This is a genomic window from Sphingobacterium sp. NPDC055346 (genome assembly GCF_053645235.1).
In genome coordinates this window covers 218415-243768 of record NZ_JBSHMI010000008.1, presented here as the reverse complement: position 1 = coordinate 243768, position 25354 = coordinate 218415, and the positions used below count along the sequence as shown (strand labels likewise).

Here is a 25354-nt window from a genome sequence, read left to right as displayed (position 1 = left end):
ATTGTGATTATGAAATAAATCCTTTGACATACTGTTTCGTAATTTCATGCTTAGGTTCCAAGAGAATCTGCTCTGAGGGTCCAAATTCAATAACCTCACCATTGTATAAGAATAATATATAATCTGATACCCTTCTGGCTTGGCGTAGGATATGTGTGACCAAAACAATGGTATAATCTTGTTTTAATTGGACCAATAAGTTCTCAATGACCTGAGTTGAAATTGGATCCAAAGCAGAAGTAGACTCATCTCCCAATATGATTTCTGGCTCTACAGCGAGGCCTCTTGCTAAACAGAGCCGTTGTTGTTGTCCGATCGATAATTTACTTGCGGAACCATCTAACCGATCCTTAACCTCTTCCCATAAACCTACATTGCGCAATTGTCTTTCAACTATAGACTTTAAAGACTTTTTATCTTTATTTCCATGAATTTTAGGGCCATAGGCAATGTTGTCGAATATAGACATCGGCAGAGGAAATGGTTTTTGGGACAGTAAGCCCATCTTTTTCCGGATATGGGTCACCTCAGCATCCGGACCATAAATATCTTCACCATTGACAAGTACCGATCCCGTGACCTTGACTTCAGCGGAATCATCCAATAGCCTATTAAGCGTCTTGAGCAAGGTGGTTTTGCCACATCCTGAGGGACCAATGATAGAGGTAATGCAGTTATTTGGGATCTCGAGATTGATGTCCTTTAAAATATGTTGGTCTTCAACAAAAACATTCAAGCCCTTAATCTCAATATGTGGATTTACCTGATGGATTATACCCGGTGTTTTTTCTGTCTCGATGCTAGGTATTGCGTACATATAACAATAAGTAAGATGATTATAGTTAAAATTAATGCGGAAGCATAGGCTCTACCCTGAACTTCAGGAATAGGGCTGCTCAACTGAAAGAAAATCGCCAATGGAAGGGTTGCAGTAGGTTCATCCAGATAAATCGGAATATTGTCGCTGAACCCGGTTGTCAATAATACGCCTGCAACATCTCCAATTGCCCTTCCGAATGCAAGTAAAATCGCGGTGAACAGACCTGGTTTAATATAGGTTATCATGACTTTGGCTGATTCCCAGCGAGTTGCTCCTAATGATGTCGTAATATGGCCTAAATCCGTTGGAATGGTCTGAATTAACTCATCTAAGGTCCTGACAACGATTGGAATAGTTAAAAGGGTAATCGTGATCACACCACCGATCAGCGATGCTCGGACACCTAGCCACACCATGATGCTGAAAGCTATTGCTCCATATACTATAGATGGCACTCCAAATAAAACATCAAATACTAATTTGGAAAATCGACTGATCCTTGATCCTTTCTTAGAATAGATGTTTAAATAAATACAGATAGGTATCCCAATGATAGTGGCTAAGAACGTTGATAAACCTGCAAGGTAAAGCGATCCAAGTATCGCATTGAGGATTCCACCGCCTTTACCTACATAAAATCCTCCTTCAGGAGTCTTGGTGATCATATCTAAGCTCAAATATGGCAATCCTTTGTAAAGGATCGTCCCTATGATAAAGAATAAGGAGCCTGTGATGATGATCCCAGAACCTTGCATAAGGAGTTTGGCAAACTTTTCTTTTCTCAGCCTTCTATTGATGTTGCTCATATATTTTTTGCCTCCATTTTCTTTAATATCCCTCTTGAAATCAGGTTAAATCCTAAAATGATAACAAACAATAGCAATGCTGCGAACATCAATGCGGAATCATATAGAGGAATGGACATCATTTCCCCAAAGTTATTGGCAATTAGAGCGGGTAATGGATATCCCGCATCAAATATGGATTGAGGGATCTTTGGAATATTTCCACAGACCATAAGCACGGCAATGGTTTCCCCAAATGCCCTGGAAACAGCTAGAACTATTGCAGCCATTATTCCGGGCCTTGCTTTCTTTAATATCACTTGCTGAATGGTTTCAAGTTTAGTAGCGCCTAAGGATAAGGAAACTGATCTCAGCTCCTTAGGAATGGTCTGCAAGACCTCGACCATAATGCTCACCATGATTGGAAAAATCATGACGGCCAATACAATACCTCCAGAAAAGACAGAGTAACCGGTACTGCTGATTCCGAAAATAGGAGCGATGTACCCTCCAATTAATGGAACTACGAATAGAACTCCCCATACACCATAAAGTACAGGTGGGATAGCTGCTAATATGTTTACTAATGGCAGTACAAAATTCCGCAATCTGTTTCCAGCATACTCGACCAAGTAAACGGATGCAGCCAAACATAAGGGTACAGCAATGATTAATGCGATTAATGTAACCCATACAGTCCCCATGATAAACGGTAAAAAACCGAAGTTTCCTTTCATAGGCGACCAAATGCTACTGCTCAGGATAGTCCACAAGGATTCTGTGGCAATTAAAGGTTCTGCCTTAATACTTAACCCAATGAGGATTGCCAATATCACCAAGAGGCATATTCCCAATAAAATCCCAGAGAGGTTTTTGATTATTTTATCTTTTATCAGTCTGTAATTCACTTGCAAGCAATTTTTCGTTCTCTTTCTTGTTCAATTCCTTATTGATCGGCACAAATCCATTGTCCAGTAAATATGCCTGTTGTTTGTCGGTCATTACAAAACGGACAAACTCTTCCAGTAACTTTGATTGATGTTCCTTATTGAGGACAAACATAAGTTCCCTTGAAGGTGGTGATGGGTATTTTCCGGTTGCCACTGCATTTGTGAGGCTATCCAGTTCTGTGTAGAAGTTTTCCTGAGCATCAATCTTATGGTTTGAATTAATATCAAGTGGCAGGGCTATAATATTTGCTGTTGTTCTTTTTGTTTCTAAATCAAAAACATAGTTGATGTTATTAAAACCAATAGCAAGCGGATTGTCTTTGATGGCTTGAGCTAATCCTGGATCACCAAATATTCCGATTCCTTTTAATTCCTCTTGAGTTGCTCCAAGATACTTCGCCCAGGTTTCTGCTGCTCCAGCAGCATCCGAACGTATATATACTTCAATATTCTTGTTTACAAAGCTTGGATCTAAATCACTCCACTTTTTGATTTTGCCTGTTACAAAGATTCCTTTTAGTTCATCTTGACTCAATCCTCTTGTTAGGAGAGCGGCGATATTAGGATGTTTGCTATTTAAGGTTCCTATAACGGCATCGTTTGCTACAATAACTGGTAAAGCACCTTTTTCTATTTCTATCGGGTGTAGGTCTCGGGATACCAATCCGATATCTACCATATTAGAAAGCACATCAGATATCCCTTTTCCAGCTCCTCCCGCTGAAATATTGAATCTTACATGAGGGTGTAATTTCTTGAAATCTTCACTCCATAAAACAGCAATTGGGTAGAGCGCAAAGGCCCCAGAAATTGATATTGTGCCTACAAATCCCTTGTCCTTATCATAGCCTTGGTCAACTTTCGGTGCACAAGAAAATGTTACAATCTGGATTAAGGAGCTAAATATCAGTAGTTTAATTGTTTTTATTTGCTGTTTTTTATACATCCTTTAAAATTAATTACACAAATATATAGTAATTTGGTAGACTTTGTATAGTTCTTTTATAATTATTTTATACATTTGTCGAATAAACGTTATCAATAACCTAACTAAAGAGGTGAAATATTACCTTTTTAATAATTGAAGATAGTATGCAGAGCTTTAGGACAGAATTAGAGAATCCTGTAGTAGCACAGGAAATCATAGAATTAGAGAAAAAGATTAGAGCTTATCGGAAAGGTGATCTACCAGAAGAAAAGTTCAGATCCTTGCGTTTAGCTAGGGGAGTGTATGGGCAGAGGCAGTCTGGCGTTCAAATGGTGAGGATAAAACTCCCATTTGGGAAAGTTACTTTTCAGCAGATATTAAAAATTGCGGATATCTCTGATGAGTACGCAAGCAAAAACCTTCACCTAACTACCAGACAAGATATTCAAATCCATTTCGTAAGCCTTGACAAGACCCCAGAACTTTGGGCTAAGCTTGCCGAGGACGATATGACCTTAAGGGAAGCCTGTGGGAACACCGTTAGAAATGTAACGGCTTCAGCAACTGCCGGTATTGATCCGGAGGAACCATTCGACGTATCTCCTTATGCTCATCAAACTTTTAAATATTTTGTCCGTAATCCTATCTGTGCTGAAATGGGAAGGAAATTCAAGATTTCATTTTCAGCCTCTGATAAGGATAGCGCATTTTCCTATATCCACGATTTCGGTTTTATTCCTAAAATCAGAATAGTTGATGGTAAAGAACAAAGAGGTTTTAAGGTCATGTTAGGTGGTGGATTAGGTGCCCAGCCAATTCTAGCGCATGAAGTCTATGATTTCCTTCCTGAGGATGAAATCCTTCCTTATGCGGAAGCTACAATTCGGGTTTTTGACCGTTATGGAGAGCGGAATAACCGAAATAAAGCAAGATTTAAGTTCTTGGTACAAAAACTTGGTCTTGAAACGGTCTTGGATCTGATAGAAGAAGAGAAGATCGCGGTAAAACATAAGCGTGTTCCCTTTGACATCGATGCAATCCCTCAACCTGAGCCGCCATCAAATAAAGTTGAAGAAGAAATAGCAGATGACCTGCTTGGTTTTGAGCTTTGGAAAGCAACAAATAGCTTTGAACAAAAGCAAAAAGGCTATTATGGCGTTTATGCAAATATCCAAACAGGAGATATTTCCACGGAAAAAGCACGGATACTGATCGCTGGAATCAGGGACCATGTCGCTGACGATATTCGTATCACCCAAGACCAGAATCTATTGTTTAAATACGTGCGTGCCGAATCATTAGCAAGTATTTATAATGTACTCTTGAAATTAGGTTTTGCAAAACCGGGTTATAATAGCACAGCTGATATTACCACTTGTCCAGGAACGGATACCTGTAATTTAGGGATTTCGAATTCAACAGAAATGGCAAGGGTACTGGAGAATTATATCCATGAATTCCACCAGGATTTTATACAGGAAAAGGAATTAAAGATTAAGATCTCTGGTTGCATGAATTCTTGTGGCCAACATGGTCTTGCTCATATTGGCTTCCACGGTAGTTCGGTAAAAGTCAATGGCAATGTGGTCCCTGCAGCTCAAGTCATGCTTGGAGGCGGAACCCTTGGTGACGGAAAAGGTAGGGTGGCAGATCGAGTGATCAAAGTTCCTACTAAAAGAGTTCTTCAGGTAGTTGATGTTATATTAGCTGATTTTAAGTCGAATAAGGATAGCGAACAAAACTTCATTTCTTATTACGAACAGCAAGGGAAAGATCATTTCTATAGATTATTGAAACCATTGGCAGAGCTTGGAAACCTCAGTGCTGATGAGCATATCGATTGGGGTCATGAAGAAAGTTTTGAAACTGCCATTGGTGTCGGCGAATGTGCTGGAGTGGTAATTGATCTCGTGGCCACCTTATTATTAGAGGCCGAAGAAAAACTGGAGCTAGCAGAACTTGCATTGGAACAAAAGCAATTTGCTGATGCAATCTATCATTCTTATAGCTCATTCGTATGGACAGCTAAAGCCTTATTGTTAGATAAAGGCATAAATGCTTCGACACAAACCGCAGTTATTCAAGAGTTTGATGACAACTATGTAAATGAAGACTACTTCCAGTTTCCAGCTTCATTTTCAGATAGAGTTTTACAGATCAACAAATACGAGCCTTCTGAGGAATTTGCAAGAACCTATTTGCTGCAAGCCAAGGCCTTTTGCTTTGAGGCAAAAGAACGTAGAGAAGAATGGCGTGTAGTAAACCAATAAGAGAGGAGAGAACATGAAGGAAATTAAACCATTTGTAACATTAGTAGGCGCTGGTCCAGGTGACCCAGACCTAATTACCTTAAAAGGCATTAAAGCAATCCAACAAGCCGACGTAATTCTTTATGATGCCTTAGTAAATGAGGAATTACTAGAACTTGCAACAGCTGATTGTACAAAAATATACGTTGGGAAACGAGCTGAACAGCTATCTACCTCACAAGATCAGATCAATCAACTTTTGGTTGATTACGCTTTGACCCATGGTCATGTTGTTAGGCTCAAAGGTGGAGACCCATTTGTCTTCGGACGTGGTGGTGAAGAAATTGATTTTGTAAGAAAATTCAATATTCCTACCGCAGTAGTGCCTGGGCTTTCTTCTTCGATCAGTCTTACTGGATTGCAACAGATCCCATTGACATACCGAGGGATTTCTGAATCTTTTTGGGTCATTACTGGAGCAACGAAAGCGGGTTTCCTTTCTGAAGATTTATATACTGCAGTCAATACTAATGCTACAGTCGTAGTTTTGATGGGTTATGCTAAACTTCATAAAATCATTGAATTATATAAAGAAAATGGAAAGGCTGATCTACCAATCGCTTTGATCCAAAATGGATCTCTTCCTAATGAAAAGATTGTGTTGGGTAGGGTTGATAATATCCTTGACCAAGCTGAAGCATCAGCCATTGGAGTACCTGCCATCATAGTACTTGGAGAAGTCGTTGCTAAACATCTGGAATTTGAAAAGGTTAAAGAACAATTACAATTTATAGAAGGATAATGAACGAGCTTTTTCCAATATATGTCAAGTTAGATCAGGTAGAAACCTTGTTGGTTGGTGCTGGTCCCGTTGGATTGGAAAAGATACAGGCTATTATTTCCAATTCACCAAATGCCAAGGTTACCGTGGTGGCAGAGGAAATTTGTCATGATTTCTATGAATTTGTATTGGGTAAAGAAAATATAGTGCTACATAAGCGTTCGTTTTCAGCCGTCGATCTTTATTCCAAACAGGTGGTAGTTCTGGCGACCAATAATCCCAAATTAAACAGCTATGTAAGGGAGCTTTGCTCAGATCATCATATCCTTTTGAATGTGGCAGACAAACCATCCCTATGTGATTTCTATCTGGGTTCGGTGGTTCAAAAAGGAAATTTGAAAATCGGGATTTCAACAAATGGGAAATCTCCAACGATTGCCAAAAGACTGAAAGAGTTCTTGAATGACCTTTTACCAGAAGAAATTGATGAAACACTCAATCTCATGGCAGATCTTAGAAACCAGCTTTCCGGTGACCTTAAGGAGAAAATAACAGTGCTGAATGCACATACGGAGCAATTAATTAAACAAAATGAATATGATCGAGCAAATTAAAGCAGACTTAATTGGAGCAGATGCACGGTCTATCATCCAATATATTGAGGAGAAATATGCCGAAAAAGCTGTCTTTTCTACCTCATTTGGAATAGAGGATCAAGTGTTGACCCACATTTTGGCTCAAGAAAAATCAAGGACGTCTATTTTCACCTTAGATACTGGACGACTTTTTCCGGAAACCTATTATGTGTGGAATCGGACATTAGACCTCTATAAGCTAAAAATCAAAGCCTATTATCCAGAAACAAAGGCCGTAGAAGAACTTTTGGAACAGAAGGGGCCATCTAGTTTTTATAATTCCGTAGAGGATCGAAAGGAATGTTGCTATATCAGAAAAATTGAGCCTCTAAAGCGAGCAATTGCTGGTTATCAGGTCTGGATTACTGGAATCAGAGCTGAACAATCTCAAAATAGAGACCAAATGGAATTTGTGGAATGGGATGATGTCAATCAGATCATTAAAATCCATCCCTTATACAACTGGACCTTGGCCGACGTAGAAAAATACTTAAAAGACAATTTCGTTCCTTATAACCCACTACATGATAAAGGATTTATCAGTATAGGTTGCCAACCTTGTACGAGAGCTGTACAAGAAGGAGAGGACTTCCGCGCCGGCAGATGGTGGTGGGAAGATAAATCAAAGAAGGAGTGTGGATTACATGTAACACATAAATAATTAGTTTATACAATGGATTACTTAGATCATTTAGAGGCAGAAGCCATTTACATACTGAGAGAAGTAGCTGGACAGTTCGAAAATCCTGCACTTTTATTCTCCGGAGGAAAAGATTCGATTACATTAGTTCACCTAGCTAAGAAGGCGTTTCGACCAGGTAAATTTCCATTTCCATTAGTTCATATCGATACAGGCCACAATTTCCCCGAAACCATTGAGTTTCGTGATTGGCTAATAGATCAAATTGGAGAAAAACTAATTGTGGGTTATGTGCAGGAAAGCATAGATGCTGGTAAGGTCGTTGAACAGAAAGGCAAAAATGCCAGTAGAAATGCCCTGCAAACGGTTACTTTACTCGATACGATCGAAAAAAATGGTTTTGATGCCTGTATTGGTGGAGCCCGCCGTGATGAAGAGAAAGCTAGGGCCAAGGAAAGGATATTTTCTGTAAGGGACGATTTTGGACAATGGGATCCTAAGAGACAGAGACCAGAGCTTTGGAATATTTTCAATGGCAAAATCCAAAAAGGCGAAAATGTCCGCGTTTTCCCTATCTCCAATTGGACTGAACTCGATGTTTGGAATTATATAAAAAGAGAAAAGATCGCCTTGCCATCCATATATTTCTCCCACAAAAGGGACGTGGTTTTTAGAAATGGTCAATGGATGGCAGCTGATCCTGTCCTTCAGATTGATGACAACGATCTTGTAGAACATAAATCTGTGCGTTTCAGAACAGTAGGAGATATGACATGTACTGCCGCTGTAGATTCGATTGCTACTGAATTAGATGATATCATCAACGAAATTAAAGCATCCACAGTTAGCGAGCGTGGCGCCAGAATGGATGATAAGGTCTCGGAAGCTGCAATGGAAGATCGCAAAAAGCAAGGCTATTTTTAATTTAAGGGAGGAAAAGAACATGAACATTTTGAAATTTTTAACGGCCGGATCTGTAGATGACGGAAAGAGCACACTGATTGGGCGATTATTATATGATACCAATTCTATTTTAGATGATCAATTGGAAGCCATCCAAAAAGCAAACCGCAAGAATGATGATGGAACCATTGATTTAGCAATCCTGACAGATGGTCTAAAAGCAGAAAGGGAGCAAGGTATCACTATAGATGTCGCCTATAAATACTTCCAAACGGAAAATAGAAAATTTATCATAGCTGATGCACCCGGACATATACAATATACCAGGAACATGGTTACCGGAGCTTCAAATTCTGATCTGATCATTATTCTCGTTGATGCCAGAAAAGGCGTAATTGAGCAGACTAAGCGTCATTCATTTATTGCTAAAATATTGGGAATCAAAAAGGTATTGGTTTGTGTCAATAAAATGGATATGGTAGATTATGAATTGGCAGTTTTTGAGAATATCAAAACAGAATATCTTAACCTAGCCAATAAATTGGGCTTAGAAGATGTTGATTTTATTCCTGTATCTGCTCTTAAAGGTGATAATATAGTACAAAAGTCCCAAAGAATGCCTTGGTATCATGGCGCACCATTACTCACATATTTGGAAGAAGTTGAATTTGAGGAACTTGCAATCCAAGGTTGGCGTTTTCCAGTTCAATGGGTAGTTCGCCCGCAAAGTACTGATTTACACGATTATAGAGGTTATGCCGGTAGGGTGTTGGGAGAGGGCTTGAAAGTAGGGGAAGAGGTCCTGGTTTTACCAAGTGGCTCCAAATCTAAGGTAAAATCTATAGAATTTGATAGTCAGGAATTGCCTGAAGCACACAATGGATCATCTGTCATCATCCATTTAGAAGATGAAATTGATATTTCTAGAGGAGATTTCATTGTCAGTGCCAACCATCCAGCAAAAACTGACAAATCTTTTGAAGCTAATATCTCTTGGTTTGAAAACAAAGAACTTGACTTGGGGCAGATTTATTTGTTGCAGACTCATTCTAAAGTAAGTAAAATAAAAATTCCAGAAATCCTTTATAAATACGACGTCCATACTCAAGAACAATTATATGAGCAAGCGATTGGTCTTAATGATATTGGTCGAGTATTAATAAAATCTGCAGATGAAATTGTTTATGATCAACAAAAGGATTTCCCAGAAAACTCTAGAGCAATTATCATCGATCCCAGAACGAATATTACAGTAGCTGCTGCAATAATTCAATAAGAAAACTATACAGAATCCTATAGGAGCTAATAAATTTAGAAACTATAGGATTTTAGTATTTAACACAAATATACAAGAGAAGGGTATATTCAATAATTACTATTTAACATAATATAAATTATTTGACTTATTTATTATATGAGACAATAAGGCAAATCCCTTAACTATCGATTCTCATAACAAAATTTAAAGTCTAAGTAATAACCAAACTATCCGCAATAATTACTCACTTAAAAACCAAATCCAAATTTGGTGTCCGAATGATTCCTTTGACTTAGATTCTAAAATGCTGTGAATAATCCTTTAAATAATTAAATGGCTTTAAATAAATTGGGATCCAATCCTAGATGGAATTCTGAAACACTTATTGCTTATGGAATATTTTATAGGATTATATATTTCTCAAGCATTAGCCTTTTCTACCATAAATCAACAGCCGTTTAAATGCATAAATTGCTGGAAAACTTTTATAGGCATCCACTATCCTTTTTTTAAATTCCTGGATGAATCCTTCCTTATTCTCTTCATCCAAAATCTCTAAATAAGGCACCATTGCCGAACCTGAGATGAAATCATACAGATCATCCACATTTTCAGCAATCTGAGGATATACCTTTTGATAGATTTCAATATCCTTTATTCCATTGTCAAACAGCATCTGTGTATACTCATCCATGGATAGAACTGGGGAATTTCGCGTGAAATGACCTAATTGAGAGGCAAAGGGTTCCTCCTGTACCAATTTTAATAGGATCTGATTTAATTTATTATCATTCTGAACGGGCATCTGAATGGCTAATTGACCTCCCGCCTTTAATTTGGAAATAACTTTAGGAAAAAGAACGGTATGCTTATCCAACCATTGTAAGGCTGCATTGCTAAAAATTAAATCCCAATGCCTGTTGTCAGCTATTGCATCCTCTATGTTTTCCAGTTTAAACTTAAGCCGATCATTTTCGTAAGGCTTCGACTTTTCAAGCATTTCTGCTGAATTGTCTACGCCCAAGATTTTAGCTTCCTTAAAGCGGTTTGCAAGCGTTGCAGTCTGTTCTCCAGTACCACAGCCTAAATCAATACATTCCATTGGCCCTAAATCTTCTACCAAATTTAGCAGGTCATAAAATGGCTTATAGCGAATATCTTTATATCGGTTGTATACTTCTGGATCCCAAGGCATAGTTGTAAATTATTTTAGTTTAGAAAATGCTACCTTAATTCCCATCAAAATAAATACCATACCTGAAAATTTATCCATAAATCCCTTGATTTTATTGTTGCCCTTGATCTTGCTTGAAAAAAGGTTCATGGAAAGCGCCAATATGCAATAATACAGCAATCCTAAGGCCGCATAGGTAAAACCTAATACGATAAAGGGAATTGAAGAACCTACAGCGTCTTTCTGGACAAACTGAGGGAAAAAGGAAAGAAAAAACAAAGCCACTTTAGGATTCAAAACGTTGGTAATCAATCCAGATTTAAAGTTTTTCCAGCCACTTTCTGACTCAGTCGTGATCTCTTCCAGGTTAAAGCCCTTTTCCTTAGAAAGAATGGATTTGATCCCTAAATAGATTAAATAGGCTGCTCCTAAATATTTTATGATGGAAAAAGCTATTGCTGACTGGGCAATCAACACCGAAAGACCCAAAGCTGCAAACATGGTATGCACTAATATGCCTGCATTGACCCCGATCGCAGAATATATACCTGCAGACCTCCCCTGGCTAATGGATTTATTCAGCACAAAAATGGTATCCATTCCCGGTGTAATTATAAAAACTAAGGTCGCAAGCAAAAAGAGCTCAAAATTGAAGATGCCAAACATGTTTCGGAATTTGTTTTCCCAAATCTAAAAATTTAAGTGAGGAAATCAATTGAAAAATTAACCTGACTTCCAAAATGTTTTTGATAAATTAGAAAGGAAGAAATGCCTGGTTTTAACCCGCTTAAATAAAGACCATTGAGAGAGTTACCAAAAATGGATAGGAATACCATTGGCCCTTTTGCTGATGTCTCACTGTTAGATTTCTATAGCGGTGTCTTCAACTGTGTGTTTGTTTCCTTAAATCCTTTCCTACAACTGCTGGACTCTTCCACTTTGAAACTTTCTAATTTCTGGGAAATAGACGATAGAACTTCTATTGATATTAAACAAAGGATCCTTCTCCATACTAAACCCATTCGATGGGAAGAGATATTAATGATTTCAGGATTTCAGGGGATTAACCAAATAGATATCGCATTGAGGACTTCTATCGGTGGATTGGTCAAGCTGAAACAAGATTGGGTCCTTGAGGAAATATTAGATAATGCAATGGAGAATAACCAAATCCTAGCACCAACTGAAGGCCGCATTCCTGAAAACCAAATCAACTCTATTCTAAAAGCGATTAAAAAACAGGGATATGAATGGATATGTTTAGGCGCTGAATTTGGTGATGCCATGGAATTGGTCTGGATTGATGACCTGATCCAGGATCAAATAGATTATGCTACACACCAAAATCTATATACATATGATCGCAAGATATTGATCAGCTGCCATTGGGATAGCTTCCAAATCTATATCTGTTCTAATCCAGCGACCGTGAAAAGTATCGTGAAGGATGCTTTATTGGAAGGTTTTTACGCCAATGAGAAAACAGAAGTTTATTGGAGTGTAAAAGCTGATTGATCTTAACTTGTTCAAAATATAAATATTGGCAGCATTTTTTCAACAATATTCCTCAAATTTGCCATTCTATTGAATGATACATGAAGCTTCAAGCCATCAATCTTATTTCCAAGGAAAAGATCAATTTAAAGAATGAAATTCTCGCTGGATTAACGGTTTCTATGACCATGATCCCAGAGTCGCTTTCATTCGCCATACTGGCGGGACTTTGCCCACTCACTGGTCTATATGCCGCTTTCTTGATGGGTATTGTAACTGCTTTTTTAGGAGGTAGACCTGGAATGGTATCCGGTGGCGCCGGTGCTACAATTGTTGTCCTGATTGCATTGGCTTCCTCACATGGGGTCGAATACCTATTTGCTGCTGTGGCCCTTGCCGGCCTTATGCAGATCCTAGTTGGCGCTTTTAAATTAGGGAAATTTGTTCGTCTGATTCCACAGCCTGTTATGTACGGATTCTTAAATGGTCTGGCCATTATTATCTTTATGGCCCAATTAAAACAGTTTAAAACGTTCAACAATGGCATAGAAACCTGGATGACAGGCTCTCCCCTCTTAATAATGGCTGGTTTGACATTGCTGACCGTATTGATCGTGTTGATCTTTCCAAAAATTACCAAAGCTGTTCCGGCATCATTGGTTGCTATCATCGTCACCTTTGCCTTGGTTTACTTCTTTGATATCCATACGAAGAAAGTTATTGATATAGCATCGGTGAGTGGTGCTTTTCCCTCTTTCCACATACCCAATGTCCCTTTTTCCATCGAAACCTTGAAAATCATCTTTCCTTATGCTTCGGTTATGGCTGCAGTTGGATTGATTGAATCCTTGTTAACCTTAAATATGGTTGATGAAATCACAAATACTAAGGGAAGTTCAAATCAGGAAGCCGTAGCGCAAGGTACTGCGAATATGGTCAATGGTTTTTTCGCAGGTATGGGAGGTTGTGCCATGGTGGCTCAGACCTTGGTGAATATCAATGCTGGTGCGCGGACCAAGATTTCAGCCATTGTTGGTGCATTGGGAATCTTGTTTGTGATCTTGGTTGGTGGAAAGGTAATTGAACAGATTCCTATGGCTGCTTTGGTTGGAGTAATGATGATGGTGGCAATTTCTACTTTTCAATGGGGCTTTTTACGTCTCTTAACAAAAATGCCAAAATCTGATGTGCTGGTTGGTATCCTGGTAGCAGCCATTACGGTCATCTTGCACAACCTGGCTTTAGCGGTATTTGTAGGGGTAATCATATCAGCATTGGTGTTTTCTTGGGATAATGCCAAAAGGATTCGCGCCAGGAAATCCATAGCAGAAAATGGCGAAAAGGTATATGAAATATACGGACCTCTGTTCTTTGGTTCCACAAGTAATTTCATGGATAAATTTGATATGAATGAGGATCCCGAACATATCATCATAGATTTTCAAGAATCGAGGGTAGTCGATATGTCCGCCATAGAAACCTTGAAAAAACTGATCCAAAAATATCAGGATTTAAATAAGAAAGTTACCTTAAGACATCTCAGTCCAGATTGTGTCCGATTATTGGATAACGCCAAAGGATTTATAGAAGTCGATATCGAAGAAGATCCAACTTATAAGGTTATGCCTAAAGGTTAATCAGTAACCATAAAAAAACTAATTGGGTTTAACTGAATAAACCCAATTCGTCTATTTATAGTCAGTGATTAAATCTTATCTGTCAGGCTGCTGATATCTATCGTTGGTTTTTCCAGATTCATGGCTTTGATCGTATTCTTGCATTCATCTACCATTTGTTGGGTCATTTTGTATTCATAATTTCCATAATCATCATATTTCATTTCCCCTACATAAAAGAAACCATATTGATCAAAGAAATCAGTTAAATCTGTCCTTGATACCTCGCAGGCAGTCTTGATGAAATTCAATTGATGAACTGCTGGGTTTCGTTCCACAACAACAGGCTCCCTGCCCCATCGTTCCCGGATTTTTTGCCTAGAAGGACTATTGTTCTTATTTTGTTTTCTCAAAGTCTCAAATAAGTCTGGATAGAAATCTGGGTTCTTCCCCTCCCCTTCAAAGTATAATTGCAATTGCCAAAATGGAACTAACCTGTTGAACACATCAGGGTCTTGCAAATAGGAAATCTTTTTGTCAATGATCGATTCTTTAGCTAACTGGAAATTGTTTTGGGCCAAGATTCTTGATTTGTTTCCAAATGACCTCATGACATAAAGCGAATAAATATTATTACTCACCTCTCCTAATCCTCCCCAACTCAGCATTGGCGAGGTTTGGTGCACATGGCCAACTTCATGGCTAAATCCCCAACAAGGGTCACCATTGATGACTGAACTTGGATCTAAGACCATCTTCATGGCATAACCCTGCTTGTCTCCCATATAGGCCACTCCATCACCATCACGGAACATATAGTAGTTATAGTTTACTCTTGCTAATATCTTATTATCGGGAACCCTATCGTATTTGATCAAGCCCATTAATCGATGCTGCCTATAGACGAGGGAATCGTAATTGCTGATCAACTCCTTCCCTTTTCCGTATGCATATTTCTTTAGATCCTCTACGGGATAAGCCGTTTGTATATGCTTGCCCTTGGCATCCATGATCGGATAGACAGCATGGTCCAAAAATGTATTCCAATCTTGGTCAGAATGCTTCTGTATATCAAAATAACCATTTACCTGTCCAGATAGAAAATGTATTTTGATCGGTTTTTCGTCCTTGGGCTGATCAGAGAAGTAATTGACATAAGCCAAACTGCCAAAATCCTTTAATTCAATGATATTGACCCCATTCTTTAATTTGAATTCCTTCTTCTCGATTCCCCAACCCTTCGGGTCTTTGGTCGGCTCTTCTGGGTTTGGCGCTTTACGCATCCAATTTGGAATAACGAGCTTGATATCTTGATCATCTTCAATACCATCAGCAATAAGGATGTGTTTGCCAATAGGTAGATAAACGCCGGTTACATTTTCATATTTGCTATATCCATCGCCAATACTCAGTTCTTGACCCAATGTTTTCGGTGATAATAGTGCAGGATAGCTGGCATATTTATAAGGGTCAACATTTTTGCCAGACAATAATCCTTGTGCTAAGGCACGGATATCCTCATTTGCAATAGTCGCTATCTGTTTCTTGTTTACTCCCTTTTTAAGTTGGGTAGCTAGCCCGTCTTGGAAGACCGTTAAATCAGCATATACTTGATGCAGATCTTGGGCACTCTGGGCACAACTAAGGTTACTGATTAATAAGGCTGCTGAAAGTGTAATTAGTGTTTTTTTCATAATAAAGAATTGATCCAGTACTGACTAAAATACATTTAATTTTTTATCTCAATAACGTGAGAATTTGCCAAAACAGGCTAATTACGCTTTATTTGCAGTTTCAATCGGTTGACTAAAATTTTATTTATTTCTGGTCTCTTGATTAACAATAAATAATTCTAAGCTCCGTTTAAAATTTGAACCCTAAAATTTATTTTTCAATGCACTTTAAAACTTACTCTTTAACGCTAGTTTCAAGCCTCATTTCCTGTTCTGTTTTCTCTCAAAATCTGCAAGGCTTAAAACCGCAGATTGACAAAATATTAGCTAATTACCAAGCTAAAGTTGGGATTGCCATTCACAATAATGATTTTACCGATAGCTTGATAATGAATGGAGATCATCAATATCCCTTACAGAGCACGTATAAGTTCCATCTTGCCATTGCCATCCTTGATCAGGTGGATAAAGGGAAGTTAAGTTTGGACCAACCTGTGGATATCAGTAAGGCGACAGTTACCACTGATCTATACAGTCCAATCAAGGATAAGTTCCCCAATGGTACAACGCTGCCATTAAGTGAGATATTAAGGTATACCGTAGCGGAAAGCGACAATGTAGGTTGTGATATTATGTTTGGATTGCTTGGAGGGACTGAGCCTGTACAAAAATATTTTGAAGATAGAGGCTATACGGAGCAATCGATCAAAACTACCGAGGAAGAACAGCAGAGTAACTGGGATATTCAATTCCAGAATTGGACGAAGGTGGCACAAGCCAATAGAATCCTCTTTGATTATTACACAAACACGAAAAAATTGCTGTCAGACAGTTCCCATAAATTTCTTTGGGATACCATGCGCTCCACAAGTACTGGTAAAAACAGGTTAAAGGGTCTATTGCCACAGGGCACCGTTGTAGCCCACAAGACCGGTTATTCCGGAGTCAATAAAACAACAGGCATCATAGCTGCAGTCAATGATATTGGCGCAGTCAGGTTGCCAGATGGCCAGGTTTTCTATATTTCAGTCTATGTTACCGACTCCAAAGAAACCGAACCGAACAGCGCCAAAATTATTGCAGAAGTTTCAAAAGCGTCTTATGATTATTTGAGGAAGTAAGGTTGTGTATCAACAACTTATATAACATTTATTATCAGCATAGTAGGAAGTTTATATGATCTTGGTCTATCCTCTCATCCTTTGCATCCTGGTTCATTCCCAGTTCTTGGTCTATCCTCTCATCCTTTGCATCCTGGTTCAAAACTCAGTTCTTGGTCCATCCTCTCATCCTTGTTGGGTGAGCGGAGACGAACCCCATCCTGGTTCAAAACAATATTTTTAAAACAATCTCCCAAAATATTCTGTTTGAACAATTACATTTGTTTAATACGAACTAGAACAATGAAACCAAAAAAATTAGAACCACAGCGTGCCGAGGAACTATTGGAAATCCTTAAAAAGCGATTTGAAAAAAATATGCACAGGCATCCTAATATCAACTGGGAAGATGTTAAAGGAAAATTAGAGGCTTCGGCTGATAAACTTTGCAGCATTAATGAGATGGAAGAATCAGATGGTGAACCTGATGTGGTATCGATATATGACAATGAGGAAATCATCTATATCGACTGTGCTGCAGAAAGCCCAAAAGGCAGACGTAGCTTATGTTATGATGAGGAGGCATTGGAATCCCGAAAAGAACATAAGCCCAAAGATTCGGCGGTCAACTTGGCCAATCATATGGGGGTAAAAATATTGAATGAGGCAGAATATGCCGCTTTACAGGCTTTGGGCAACTTTGATGCGAAGACCTCTAGTTGGCTGGAGACCCCAACTGAGATTAGGGAAAAAGGCGGTGCTATCTTCGGAGACTATCGCTTTGGCCGGGTTTTTACCTACCATAACGGAGCAGAATCCTATTATGCAGCCCGTGGATTCCGTGGTTTGATCTCGCTTTCCTAAAAATATCAATAATCCTTTCAAGGATTATACCTAACCTAGCCGATCAAAATTCAGCTAGGTTTTTTATTTTTATATGCTGTTCTATTGGGTTTCCATTAGACCTCATTCGAGACACATTCCGAAATTTCGAATCGGATGAAATTATTATCGAATGATTTTCGAATGATTCTCGAATATGCCTCGAATATGTCTCGAATGAAACTGTCATACTCGGCTAATTTTTGAACCTGAAGAAAAGTGTTGTTTGCTAAAGAATCTCTAATTTTCCTTATATTTAATTATAAATTTAAGTTATGGGAATGTATTGCACCCTTAGAAGGGTAACTTTGGATAAATTGGAGTCTTACCTCGAAGACAGTCATAAGTTGGAGCAAGATTTCTTTTCCAATGAAGTTACACAAGCTCCTTCCTTAGATATTGATAAATCATGGGATGGCATAATTTTTTTGTTGACAGGGTCCTCCTTTGAGAACGCTGTGGAGAACAAAATGAGCCATGTCATTTTAGGGTCTGCATCGGTAGATGAAAATCAAGATCTGGGTTATGGTCCAGCAAGATACTTGCTTCCAGAAGAAGTGAAGAGCTTGAATGAAAAAATCAAAGCGATTGGAATTGAAGACCTGAAACTTAGGTTCAATCCTCAAGAGATGAAGGAACAGTCCGTATATCCTGATATTTGGGACGAACAGAATAGCTTTGACTATTTAGAGGAATATTTTGTGAAACTTCAAAGCTTTTTCCAACATGCAAGTTGGGCAAATGAAGCCATTGTAATCATCATTAATTAGTATTACCTGCACGGATGTACCGGTCAGTTAGGATTTAATGATCGTATCTAACTGTTCCGATAATTTCTTCAGAACGGTCCTGTCACCCCCGTTTACTTCCAAGGTCATATATTGACCTTTATAGTTGATGTCTTTGATGGTTTTCATGACCTGGGGCCAATTTACATCCCCCTGGGTAAGTTCTACGTTGAAGCCCTTCCCTAGCCCTTCCTCATTCATGATCTTCTTGCTGTATTCTTTGACATGGAGCTTAAAAACTTTGTCTCCAAGGACTTCCAACCAATGGTCTGGCCATCCATATCGTAGGATATTGCCTAAGTCAAAATACCAACCGACTAATGGATGATCTATTTTATCTAGAAAATCCTTGGCCTCTATTGGACTGAGGATAAAATTGTTCCATACGTTTTCCAATGCAATTTTTACCCCTGTTTTTTCAGCATGTGGAATCATTTTTCGAATAGAATCCAAGGCATTTCCATAAGCAGTTTTATAGGATACTGTATCACTGACCACTCCGGGTACTAGCAATACAGTATCTCCACCTAACTCTTTGGTCTGTTCCAAGGATTTCGCCATGGAGTCGATGGTAAACTGTCTCACAGCAGGATCAGGATCTGAAATTGGTTTGCCCCAATGATCCTTATTGACCGTACTTGGGACCTCAATACCTGTTTTATCACGCGCTTCCAATAAATCTTTCAAAGGGATGTCCAATGGACTGTTGAACTCAATGCCATCAAAACCTAGGTCCTTGACCAACTTGAACTTGTCCAGTAGAGAAAGGTCTTCCTTGATCATCCAATAGCCTAGCCCCTTTTTTATTTGGAGTGAATTAGCATTGACTTTCAGGGTACTGCCAATTACATCCGTTGATAAACTTGTAGCTGCTAGGATTCCAAGAGATTTGATGAAGTCTTTTCTTTGCATTGGATTTTATTAAAGTTAAGAAGGTTGATTCCCTAAAGATAGAAATTTAAAACCAATTGCTATATGCAAATAAGCCTGCCGTGCCTCCGGTATGGATAAATAATATAGGTTCTCCTTTGGGATATTTCCCTAATTTAATGTCGTTGACCAAACCTGTAAAGGCCTTGCCAGTGTAAACAGGATCTAGGAAAACGCCTTCTGTCTTAGCAAGATGCTTGATGGTTGCCAAAGTTTGTTCATTGGGTATGCCATATGCCTCTCCTACATAATCATTGGATAATCGGTATTCGATTTTGGATTTTGAATCGCCCAGTTCGAAAATGTCGAGAATACCTTCTGTAATATGCTTGGTTTCTGTCAAGATAGGTTCTCGGTCTGGTTGTACATTGTAGGCCTGGATAAAGACTTTCTTTCCTTGGATTTCATAGCCAGCGATTACGCCTCCATGAGTTCCTCCCGATCCACTTGCCAAAGCTATATGTTGAAAATTGATACCTAGAGCAGCAGCTTGGGTTTCGATCTCAAAGGTGGCTCTAGCATAACCTAATCCACCAACCACATTAGAGCCGCCTACGGGTATGAAATATACTTTCTCCCCTTCGGTTTCATAATGTTTGCTGAGGTTGCTGATAAAGGTATTGGCTGTTCCGTCGTTGGGTATTTCGTGGATGTTGGCGTCAACAATATTATCCAAAACAAGGTTCCCGTTGAGTTGATAACTCTCTGTATCAAGCGGGACCGAATTTTTGAGGACCAAATCGACCTCAAAGCCCTGCATTTTTGCTGAAATTGCCGTAAGCCTTGCATGGTTAGATTGTCTCGCACCGATGGTAATGACCCGGTTTGCTTGCTGGTTCTTCGCTTCTGCCAAGAGATATTCTAACTTTCTAAGTTTATTTCCACCTGTTCCGAGCTCGGTTAGATCATCCCTCTTGATAAAAATTGGGGTGTCAAGTTCTTTGCTCAGAGATTTTAGTTTTAGTAATGGACTGGCTTGGTTTAATAGGTTAATTCGGTGGAATCCGTTTGAAACCAAGTGATGGTCAAATCCGCTTAATTCTTTCATGAAATAAAATTAAGGAATTATATGCATTGATTAAAAACATAAAATATTGGCATTTTTCTGGAATTTTTGGTAATATTGCGTTGAATCAAATAATTATTTAATAATAAATGTCCCTTAATTTTAAGAATTTCATTAAACAAGTAGATCAGCGTAATCCAAATGAACCTGAATTTCTACAAGCAGTTACCGAAGTAGTTGAGGATTTAATTCCCTATATCACTGAAAACAGACAAGATTTTATTGATCTCAAGATCCTGGAGCGTATGGTCGAGCCAGAACGTGTTGTTTCCTTTCGCGTGGCATGGTTGGATGACAAGAACCAGATTCAAGTTAACCGTGGCTATCGTGTTCAGATGAATTCAGCAATCGGGCCGTATAAAGGCGGGTTGAGATTTGCACCGGATGTAAACTTGAGCATCTTGAAGTTCTTGGCTTTCGAACAGGTTTTCAAGAACAGCTTGACGGGTTTGCCAATTGGCGGTGGTAAAGGAGGTTCTGATTTTGATCCTAAAGGTAAATCGGACAATGAAATCATGCGTTTTTGCCAAAGCTTCATGACGGAATTGCAAAGACATATCGGTTCGGAAACGGATGTCCCTGCAGGCGATATCGGTGTAGGAACAAGAGAAGTTGGGTATTTATTTGGTCAATACAAAAGATTACAGAATAATTTCTCAGGCGTGTTGACCGGAAAGGGAACACAATGGGGAGGTTCATATATACGACCAGAAGCTACGGGTTATGGTCTACTCTACTTCGTGCAATGTGTATTGGACTACAATAACGAAAGCATTGAAGGAAAGACAATCAGTATTTCTGGAGCTGGAAATGTAGCCTACTATGCTGCGGAAAAAGCCATTCAATTAGGTGCAAAAGTGATTACTTTATCAAATAGCCAGGGGACAATATATGATAAAGATGGATTCACGATAGAGAAACTGGTTTATTTGGGGACTTTAGGCCGTGATCTAGGCAAGTTCAGCAAAAAATATCCTTCAGCAACCTATCATGCTAAGGAAAACCCATGGCAGTTTAAATGTGATATTGCATTACCATGTGCTACGCAAAATGAAATAAATGAATCCGATGCCAAGAAATTAGTTAAGAATGGTTGTACCATCGTTGCTGAGGGTGCCAATATGCCTTCAACAGCCGAAGCAATCCGTGTTTACCATCAGGCAAAGATCCATTTTGGTCCTGGTAAAGCCGCTAATGCGGGTGGTGTTGCGGTTTCTGGTTTAGAAATGTCGCAAAATGCAATTGGCCAACAGTGGTCTCCTGAAAAAGTAGACCATCGATTGAAATTGATCATGGAGAACATCCATAAGACCTGTGTCCGTTTTGGTAAGGAACAGACAGGTTATGTCAATTACTTAAGAGGTGCCAATATTGGAGGCTTTATAAAAGTTGCGGAAGCAATGAAAGCCCAAGGAGTCGTTTAGAATAGTAATAATTTATAATTTTGAAGTTCTGGTCTATATAAACCAGAACTTTTTTATTTAATATACATAAGAAAAGATATGCGAGTACTAGCTGAGTTGCCACATCCTGACTGTAAGATCAGCATCTTCGGGATGAACCAAAAGTTTATCATCAAGTTTGAACAAGGGACTTTGGAGCAATCCTATAAAATAGCCGAAGTAGATGTTGTTGGCGGAGTCAATGGCGTGTTTGAAATGCTTGATGAAGAGTTTATGAAGAAGGTTCTTGACCTCTTTGTTCAGATGAGAGCTGCAATTATAGAAACCTACAACAAATATCAATAATAAGTTGATATAATATACGTAAGTATCAGATTACGTAGTTGTTAAAAAACTAAAAACCTGTATACCAAATATTATTTGGTATACAGGTTTTTTTTATGTTCTAGTTTTTATTTAAGTAAAACCTAAAAATTAAATAAATACTATAAAATACTGATAAATAGCATAGTTATATGTGGTTACAAAATATTATTTGGGTAGATATTTTGCCAAATAATCCACTCCTACACTCGCTTTTTCAGCTATTTTCAGCACTACTGGTGGTACGCGATATTGCTCAGCATTTGGGTCTATAAGGATAAGTTTGCAGTCCGGTTTAGTTTCGTAGATCAGGTTTGCTGCAGGATAGACTTGCAGGGATGTTCCAATGGTTATGAAGACATCTGCCTGCCTTGCTATTTTATAAGCTTCATTCATATTTGGAACTGCTTCTCCGAACCAGACCACATGTGGGCGCAATTGAGAACCGAGCTCACATAGGTCCCCGTCCTTAATATCCGTCCCGTTGATGTCATAGATAAGATTTGGATTTATGGATGACTGTCCTTTCCTGATCTGTCCATGTAGATGCAACACTTTGCTGCTGCCCGCACGCTCATGCAAATCATCGATATTCTGGGTGATAATGGTGATATCATAATCTTTCTCCAGTTCGGCCAGCTTCCTATGGGCATGGTTAGGTTCTGCTGCCAAACAATCTGACCTTCTTTTATTATAGAAATTTTGAACTAATTCAGGGTCTTTTTCCCAGGCTTCAGGAGTAGCGACATCCTCTACGCGATGGCCTTCCCAGAGTCCATCTGAACCCCTAAATGTTGGCAGGCCACTCTCTACGGATATTCCAGCACCTGTAAATACAACTATTTTTTTCATGGAAAATGGATTAAAAAAAATCGGTTTCATTATAAAATGAAACCGATTATAAAATGAATTGTGAATATTATTTCACAAAATATCTATGCTCAATAACTGTAGCTTCGGGTTTCTTTTCTTCAATTGCTTCCTTGATTGGGCAACTACCCGTGACACCTCTCAGTACAAGTGCGCCCCCTAGTGTAATTCCAGAGAAAGCTGTAATCGGGTTTTTGAGAAGCTTTCTAGCTCCCATACCGATAATGAAACCGCCAGCAATTACTGATAATATACGTTCTGATGTTCCCACATTACCATATTCGCAGGATTCTTCTAGTTTAGTTTTTACTTTGTCAATTGCAAAATTTAAAATACCGCTCATAATTTTCGAAATTTATTCCTCTACAATATAACGATTGAAAAATTAAAATGTTTCCAGTTAGGTATAAATTTTGTGTTTAGGACATTAATATTTGTAAATTCAGACAGAAAAGAAAAACATGCGCGTAAAAAAATATTCAGGTGAGCTGGTACCTTTCGATGAAACAGCATTACGTCGCTCCTTAACCCGATCTGGAGCCAATGAACAAGAAGTCAATATGGTTTATGAATCTATCAAAGGTTCGGTATATGATGGGATTCCTACCAAAGAATTATACGAAATGGCATTTAATGCCCTTAGAGGCAAGAAGAATTCCTATGCCGCACGATATAGTCTGAAACGGGCTATTCGTGAATTGGGGCCAGAAGGCTTCTATTTTGAGAAATGGATCGCGAGGTTATTCCAAGAAGATGGCTACGAGGCTGTAACCGGTCAGACCGTTCAAGGTCATGCCGTAAGCCACGAAATTGATGTAGTTGCCTTAAAAGGCGATGAAATGTTGGCCATTGAGTGTAAGTTCAGGAATGACGCCGATGCCAAGATCTCCGTGACTACCCCCATGTACTTTAAATCTAGAAAAGAGGATATTACGGGAATATCTTATCGTTTCTTCAACCAAGACCATGAGTTTACGGATGGTTGGTTGGTGACAAACGCATACCTTACCAGCGATTCCATTGATTTCGGAAAATATTACAATGTAAACTTACTTTCATGGGATTATCCTAAAGGAAGTTGTTTGAAGACCCGTGTTGATAGCAATGCGGAATATCCGGTGACCTGCTTGACCAATGTGTCGGAACAAGATAAAGCGATGCTTTTGAAATTTCAATGTATTTTAGTTAAGGACCTGGTTAAGTCTCCCCAAATCTTGGATAAAATCCAAGTGGCAAAGGATAAACAAAAACTTATCCTGAAAGAGGCAAATGAGTTAATTAATAGCCCATTAGAACATGAGTAATAAATTTGTACGTGAGGAAATCAATTTCCTAAAAGGTGCTCGAGGTAGATGGAATGAATTGAAATATGCCATCGGTGTTGTATTTCAATTTATGAAAGGATTCCGGACCTTACATTTCGTTGGTCCATGTGTCACCGTATTTGGATCTGCGCGTTTTGGAGAAGATCATCCCTATTATGTTCAGGCTCGGGAGCTTTCCGCAAAATTAGCTGACCAAGGTTTTACCATCATGACTGGCGGCGGCCCTGGGATAATGGAAGCGGCCAATCGGGGTGCAAAGGACGTGGATGGAAATTCAGTGGGCTGCAATATTGTATTGCCCCATGAACAGAAGCACAATCCTTACATGGATAAGTTTGTAAATATTGATTATTTCTTCGTCCGAAAAGAATTGCTCCGTAAATATTCCTTTGCTTTTGTCATTATGCCAGGTGGTTTTGGAACTTTGGATGAATTCTTTGAAACCCTGACCCTTATACAGACCAAAAAGATCTCTCAATTTCCAATCGTTATTATGGGCATGGATTATCATAAAAACATCAAGGAACATGTCGATATGATGATCGAGGCAAAAACGATCAGTCCAGAGGATCAAGACTTATTATTGTTTACGGATGATATCACTGAAGCTGCCCTGCATATCATGAAGTATGCAGACACGAATAAGATCATCAAGCTTAAGGAACCAAAACCAAATTGGATATTGGGCGAGAAAAAGGCTATTTAATTGTAGTACTTAGTA

26 protein-coding genes are annotated in these 25354 nt (G+C 38.8%); 15 read left to right on the top strand and 11 right to left on the bottom strand.

The window, feature by feature from the left end:
• Positions 1 to 7: 7 nt before the first annotated feature.
• Genes ACWICE_RS16850 through ACWICE_RS16835 form a run of 4 tightly spaced genes read right to left on the bottom strand, consistent with a single transcriptional unit; the run spans position 8 to position 3501 of the window.
• A complete protein-coding gene (locus ACWICE_RS16850) occupies positions 8 to 817 on the bottom strand; it encodes a phosphate ABC transporter ATP-binding protein (RefSeq protein WP_454298840.1) in 810 nt (269 codons plus the stop codon).
• Complete coding sequence (locus ACWICE_RS16845) at positions 772 to 1626, bottom strand: PstA family ABC transporter permease (protein WP_454298839.1); 855 nt, start codon at positions 1624 to 1626, stop codon at positions 772 to 774. Before ACWICE_RS16845 ends, ACWICE_RS16850 begins: the two co-directional genes overlap by 46 nt.
• Positions 1623 to 2513, bottom strand: coding sequence for a phosphate ABC transporter permease subunit PstC (gene pstC, locus ACWICE_RS16840; protein WP_313259269.1), 891 nt, complete (start codon positions 2511 to 2513; stop codon positions 1623 to 1625). The genes ACWICE_RS16845 and pstC overlap by 4 nt, the downstream gene beginning before the upstream one ends.
• The gene (locus tag ACWICE_RS16835; RefSeq protein WP_254527192.1) at positions 2488 to 3501 is read right to left on the bottom strand and encodes a PstS family phosphate ABC transporter substrate-binding protein; all 1014 of its coding nucleotides are present in this window, start codon (positions 3499 to 3501) and stop codon (positions 2488 to 2490) included. Before ACWICE_RS16835 ends, pstC begins: the two co-directional genes overlap by 26 nt.
• A 146-nt stretch (positions 3502 to 3647) precedes the next feature.
• Between ACWICE_RS16835 and ACWICE_RS16830 the strand changes: the two genes are divergently transcribed.
• From ACWICE_RS16830 to ACWICE_RS16805, 6 genes are read left to right on the top strand one after another with little or no spacing between them, the layout of a single operon-like run.
• Entirely contained in the window at positions 3648 to 5753 is a 2106-nt protein-coding gene (locus tag ACWICE_RS16830; RefSeq protein ID WP_454298838.1) for a HEPN domain-containing protein, read from the top strand.
• Between the two features lie 13 nt (positions 5754 to 5766).
• A complete protein-coding gene (gene cobA, locus ACWICE_RS16825) occupies positions 5767 to 6534 on the top strand; it encodes a uroporphyrinogen-III C-methyltransferase (protein WP_454298837.1) in 768 nt (255 codons plus the stop codon).
• Positions 6534 to 7127, top strand: coding sequence for a precorrin-2 dehydrogenase/sirohydrochlorin ferrochelatase family protein (locus ACWICE_RS16820; protein WP_254527186.1), 594 nt, complete (start codon positions 6534 to 6536; stop codon positions 7125 to 7127). Before cobA ends, ACWICE_RS16820 begins: the two co-directional genes overlap by 1 nt.
• A complete protein-coding gene (locus ACWICE_RS16815; protein WP_313259262.1) occupies positions 7105 to 7809 on the top strand; it encodes a phosphoadenylyl-sulfate reductase in 705 nt (234 codons plus the stop codon). Before ACWICE_RS16820 ends, ACWICE_RS16815 begins: the two co-directional genes overlap by 23 nt.
• 12 nt (positions 7810 to 7821) lie before the next feature.
• Positions 7822 to 8712: a sulfate adenylyltransferase subunit CysD gene (gene cysD / locus ACWICE_RS16810; RefSeq protein WP_454298836.1), complete on the top strand. Its 891-nt coding sequence runs from the start codon at positions 7822 to 7824 to the stop codon at positions 8710 to 8712.
• Positions 8713 to 8731: 19 nt separating this feature from the next.
• The gene (locus ACWICE_RS16805; protein ID WP_454298835.1) at positions 8732 to 9967 is read left to right on the top strand and encodes a sulfate adenylyltransferase subunit 1; all 1236 of its coding nucleotides are present in this window, start codon (positions 8732 to 8734) and stop codon (positions 9965 to 9967) included.
• Positions 9968 to 10376: 409 nt separating this feature from the next.
• On the opposite strand, the gene ACWICE_RS16800 is transcribed toward ACWICE_RS16805, so the two are convergent.
• Both ACWICE_RS16800 and ACWICE_RS16795 read right to left on the bottom strand, forming a co-directional pair.
• On the bottom strand, positions 10377 to 11144 hold the full coding sequence (locus ACWICE_RS16800; RefSeq protein ID WP_454298834.1) for a methyltransferase domain-containing protein: 768 nt from the start codon (positions 11142 to 11144) through the stop codon (positions 10377 to 10379).
• A 9-nt stretch (positions 11145 to 11153) separates the two neighbouring features.
• Positions 11154 to 11789: a LysE family translocator gene (locus tag ACWICE_RS16795; protein ID WP_454298833.1), complete on the bottom strand. Its 636-nt coding sequence runs from the start codon at positions 11787 to 11789 to the stop codon at positions 11154 to 11156.
• Between the two features lie 135 nt (positions 11790 to 11924).
• Between ACWICE_RS16795 and ACWICE_RS16790 the strand changes: the two genes are divergently transcribed.
• Entirely contained in the window at positions 11925 to 12638 is a 714-nt protein-coding gene (locus ACWICE_RS16790; RefSeq protein ID WP_185216334.1) for a DUF2711 family protein, read from the top strand.
• Between the two features lie 80 nt (positions 12639 to 12718).
• Entirely contained in the window at positions 12719 to 14254 is a 1536-nt protein-coding gene (locus ACWICE_RS16785) for a SulP family inorganic anion transporter (RefSeq protein ID WP_454298832.1), read from the top strand.
• 68 nt (positions 14255 to 14322) lie between these two features.
• On the opposite strand, the gene ACWICE_RS16780 is transcribed toward ACWICE_RS16785, so the two are convergent.
• Positions 14323 to 15927: a M60 family metallopeptidase gene (locus ACWICE_RS16780; RefSeq protein ID WP_454298831.1), complete on the bottom strand. Its 1605-nt coding sequence runs from the start codon at positions 15925 to 15927 to the stop codon at positions 14323 to 14325.
• Positions 15928 to 16127: 200 nt separating this feature from the next.
• Between ACWICE_RS16780 and bla the strand changes: the two genes are divergently transcribed.
• The 3 genes from bla to ACWICE_RS16765 all read left to right on the top strand — a co-directional run bounded on the left by bla (position 16128) and on the right by ACWICE_RS16765 (position 18658).
• The gene (bla, locus tag ACWICE_RS16775) at positions 16128 to 17027 is read left to right on the top strand and encodes a class A beta-lactamase, subclass A2 (protein WP_454298830.1); all 900 of its coding nucleotides are present in this window, start codon (positions 16128 to 16130) and stop codon (positions 17025 to 17027) included.
• 282 nt (positions 17028 to 17309) lie between these two features.
• Positions 17310 to 17870, top strand: coding sequence for a DUF4256 domain-containing protein (locus ACWICE_RS16770; RefSeq protein ID WP_454298829.1), 561 nt, complete (start codon positions 17310 to 17312; stop codon positions 17868 to 17870).
• A 293-nt stretch (positions 17871 to 18163) separates the two neighbouring features.
• Positions 18164 to 18658 carry a YfbM family protein gene (locus tag ACWICE_RS16765; RefSeq protein ID WP_185212142.1) on the top strand — a complete coding sequence of 165 codons (495 nt, stop codon included), beginning with the start codon at positions 18164 to 18166 and terminating at the stop codon, positions 18656 to 18658.
• Positions 18659 to 18685: 27 nt separating this feature from the next.
• Here ACWICE_RS16765 and ACWICE_RS16760 read toward each other — a convergent pair whose 3' ends face one another.
• Together ACWICE_RS16760 and ACWICE_RS16755 are read right to left on the bottom strand one after the other, a co-directional pair.
• Positions 18686 to 19588, bottom strand: coding sequence for a sugar phosphate isomerase/epimerase family protein (locus tag ACWICE_RS16760; protein WP_454298828.1), 903 nt, complete (start codon positions 19586 to 19588; stop codon positions 18686 to 18688).
• Positions 19589 to 19634: 46 nt separating this feature from the next.
• Positions 19635 to 20654: a D-cysteine desulfhydrase family protein gene (locus ACWICE_RS16755; protein ID WP_454298827.1), complete on the bottom strand. Its 1020-nt coding sequence runs from the start codon at positions 20652 to 20654 to the stop codon at positions 19635 to 19637.
• A gap of 107 nt (positions 20655 to 20761) precedes the next feature.
• Here ACWICE_RS16755 and gdhA point away from each other — a divergent pair, with 107 nt between their 5' ends.
• Together gdhA and ACWICE_RS16745 are read left to right on the top strand one after the other, a co-directional pair.
• On the top strand, positions 20762 to 22096 hold the full coding sequence (gdhA, locus tag ACWICE_RS16750) for an NADP-specific glutamate dehydrogenase (RefSeq protein WP_185212139.1): 1335 nt from the start codon (positions 20762 to 20764) through the stop codon (positions 22094 to 22096).
• 78 nt (positions 22097 to 22174) lie between these two features.
• Positions 22175 to 22420, top strand: coding sequence for a hypothetical protein (locus ACWICE_RS16745; RefSeq protein ID WP_185212138.1), 246 nt, complete (start codon positions 22175 to 22177; stop codon positions 22418 to 22420).
• A 186-nt stretch (positions 22421 to 22606) separates the two neighbouring features.
• On the opposite strand, the gene ACWICE_RS16740 is transcribed toward ACWICE_RS16745, so the two are convergent.
• Complete coding sequence (locus tag ACWICE_RS16740; protein ID WP_185212137.1) at positions 22607 to 23290, bottom strand: SIR2 family NAD-dependent protein deacylase; 684 nt, start codon at positions 23288 to 23290, stop codon at positions 22607 to 22609.
• Between the two features lie 67 nt (positions 23291 to 23357).
• Positions 23358 to 23651: a YgaP family membrane protein gene (locus ACWICE_RS16735; RefSeq protein WP_185212136.1), complete on the bottom strand. Its 294-nt coding sequence runs from the start codon at positions 23649 to 23651 to the stop codon at positions 23358 to 23360.
• A gap of 118 nt (positions 23652 to 23769) precedes the next feature.
• Here ACWICE_RS16735 and ACWICE_RS16730 point away from each other — a divergent pair, with 118 nt between their 5' ends.
• Both ACWICE_RS16730 and ACWICE_RS16725 read left to right on the top strand, forming a co-directional pair.
• Positions 23770 to 24612, top strand: coding sequence for an ATP cone domain-containing protein (locus tag ACWICE_RS16730; RefSeq protein ID WP_185212135.1), 843 nt, complete (start codon positions 23770 to 23772; stop codon positions 24610 to 24612).
• Positions 24605 to 25339: an LOG family protein gene (locus ACWICE_RS16725; protein ID WP_254527152.1), complete on the top strand. Its 735-nt coding sequence runs from the start codon at positions 24605 to 24607 to the stop codon at positions 25337 to 25339. Before ACWICE_RS16730 ends, ACWICE_RS16725 begins: the two co-directional genes overlap by 8 nt.
• The last annotated feature ends 15 nt before the right edge of the window (positions 25340 to 25354 follow it).

What these genes read in the sequence shown, in the direction of transcription:
- ACWICE_RS16850 (WP_454298840.1), bottom strand. Translation starts at nt 817, where the DNA reads ATGTACGCAATACCTAGCATCGAGACAGAAAAAACACCGGGTATAATC.
- ACWICE_RS16845 (WP_454298839.1), bottom strand. Translation starts at nt 1,626, where the DNA reads ATGAGCAACATCAATAGAAGGCTGAGAAAAGAAAAGTTTGCCAAACTC.
- ACWICE_RS16835 (WP_254527192.1), bottom strand. Translation starts at nt 3,501, where the DNA reads ATGTATAAAAAACAGCAAATAAAAACAATTAAACTACTGATATTTAGC.
- ACWICE_RS16830 (WP_454298838.1), top strand. Translation starts at nt 3,648, where the DNA reads ATGCAGAGCTTTAGGACAGAATTAGAGAATCCTGTAGTAGCACAGGAA.
- cobA (WP_454298837.1), top strand. Translation starts at nt 5,767, where the DNA reads ATGAAGGAAATTAAACCATTTGTAACATTAGTAGGCGCTGGTCCAGGT.
- ACWICE_RS16820 (WP_254527186.1), top strand. Translation starts at nt 6,534, where the DNA reads ATGAACGAGCTTTTTCCAATATATGTCAAGTTAGATCAGGTAGAAACC.
- ACWICE_RS16815 (WP_313259262.1), top strand. Translation starts at nt 7,105, where the DNA reads ATGAATATGATCGAGCAAATTAAAGCAGACTTAATTGGAGCAGATGCA.
- cysD (WP_454298836.1), top strand. Translation starts at nt 7,822, where the DNA reads ATGGATTACTTAGATCATTTAGAGGCAGAAGCCATTTACATACTGAGA.
- ACWICE_RS16805 (WP_454298835.1), top strand. Translation starts at nt 8,732, where the DNA reads ATGAACATTTTGAAATTTTTAACGGCCGGATCTGTAGATGACGGAAAG.
- ACWICE_RS16800 (WP_454298834.1), bottom strand. Translation starts at nt 11,144, where the DNA reads ATGCCTTGGGATCCAGAAGTATACAACCGATATAAAGATATTCGCTAT.
- ACWICE_RS16795 (WP_454298833.1), bottom strand. Translation starts at nt 11,789, where the DNA reads ATGTTTGGCATCTTCAATTTTGAGCTCTTTTTGCTTGCGACCTTAGTT.
- ACWICE_RS16785 (WP_454298832.1), top strand. Translation starts at nt 12,719, where the DNA reads ATGAAGCTTCAAGCCATCAATCTTATTTCCAAGGAAAAGATCAATTTA.
- ACWICE_RS16780 (WP_454298831.1), bottom strand. Translation starts at nt 15,927, where the DNA reads ATGAAAAAAACACTAATTACACTTTCAGCAGCCTTATTAATCAGTAAC.
- bla (WP_454298830.1), top strand. Translation starts at nt 16,128, where the DNA reads ATGCACTTTAAAACTTACTCTTTAACGCTAGTTTCAAGCCTCATTTCC.
- ACWICE_RS16770 (WP_454298829.1), top strand. Translation starts at nt 17,310, where the DNA reads ATGAAACCAAAAAAATTAGAACCACAGCGTGCCGAGGAACTATTGGAA.
- ACWICE_RS16765 (WP_185212142.1), top strand. Translation starts at nt 18,164, where the DNA reads ATGGGAATGTATTGCACCCTTAGAAGGGTAACTTTGGATAAATTGGAG.
- ACWICE_RS16760 (WP_454298828.1), bottom strand. Translation starts at nt 19,588, where the DNA reads ATGCAAAGAAAAGACTTCATCAAATCTCTTGGAATCCTAGCAGCTACA.
- ACWICE_RS16755 (WP_454298827.1), bottom strand. Translation starts at nt 20,654, where the DNA reads ATGAAAGAATTAAGCGGATTTGACCATCACTTGGTTTCAAACGGATTC.
- gdhA (WP_185212139.1), top strand. Translation starts at nt 20,762, where the DNA reads ATGTCCCTTAATTTTAAGAATTTCATTAAACAAGTAGATCAGCGTAAT.
- ACWICE_RS16745 (WP_185212138.1), top strand. Translation starts at nt 22,175, where the DNA reads ATGCGAGTACTAGCTGAGTTGCCACATCCTGACTGTAAGATCAGCATC.
- ACWICE_RS16740 (WP_185212137.1), bottom strand. Translation starts at nt 23,290, where the DNA reads ATGAAAAAAATAGTTGTATTTACAGGTGCTGGAATATCCGTAGAGAGT.
- ACWICE_RS16735 (WP_185212136.1), bottom strand. Translation starts at nt 23,651, where the DNA reads ATGAGCGGTATTTTAAATTTTGCAATTGACAAAGTAAAAACTAAACTA.
- ACWICE_RS16730 (WP_185212135.1), top strand. Translation starts at nt 23,770, where the DNA reads ATGCGCGTAAAAAAATATTCAGGTGAGCTGGTACCTTTCGATGAAACA.
- ACWICE_RS16725 (WP_254527152.1), top strand. Translation starts at nt 24,605, where the DNA reads ATGAGTAATAAATTTGTACGTGAGGAAATCAATTTCCTAAAAGGTGCT.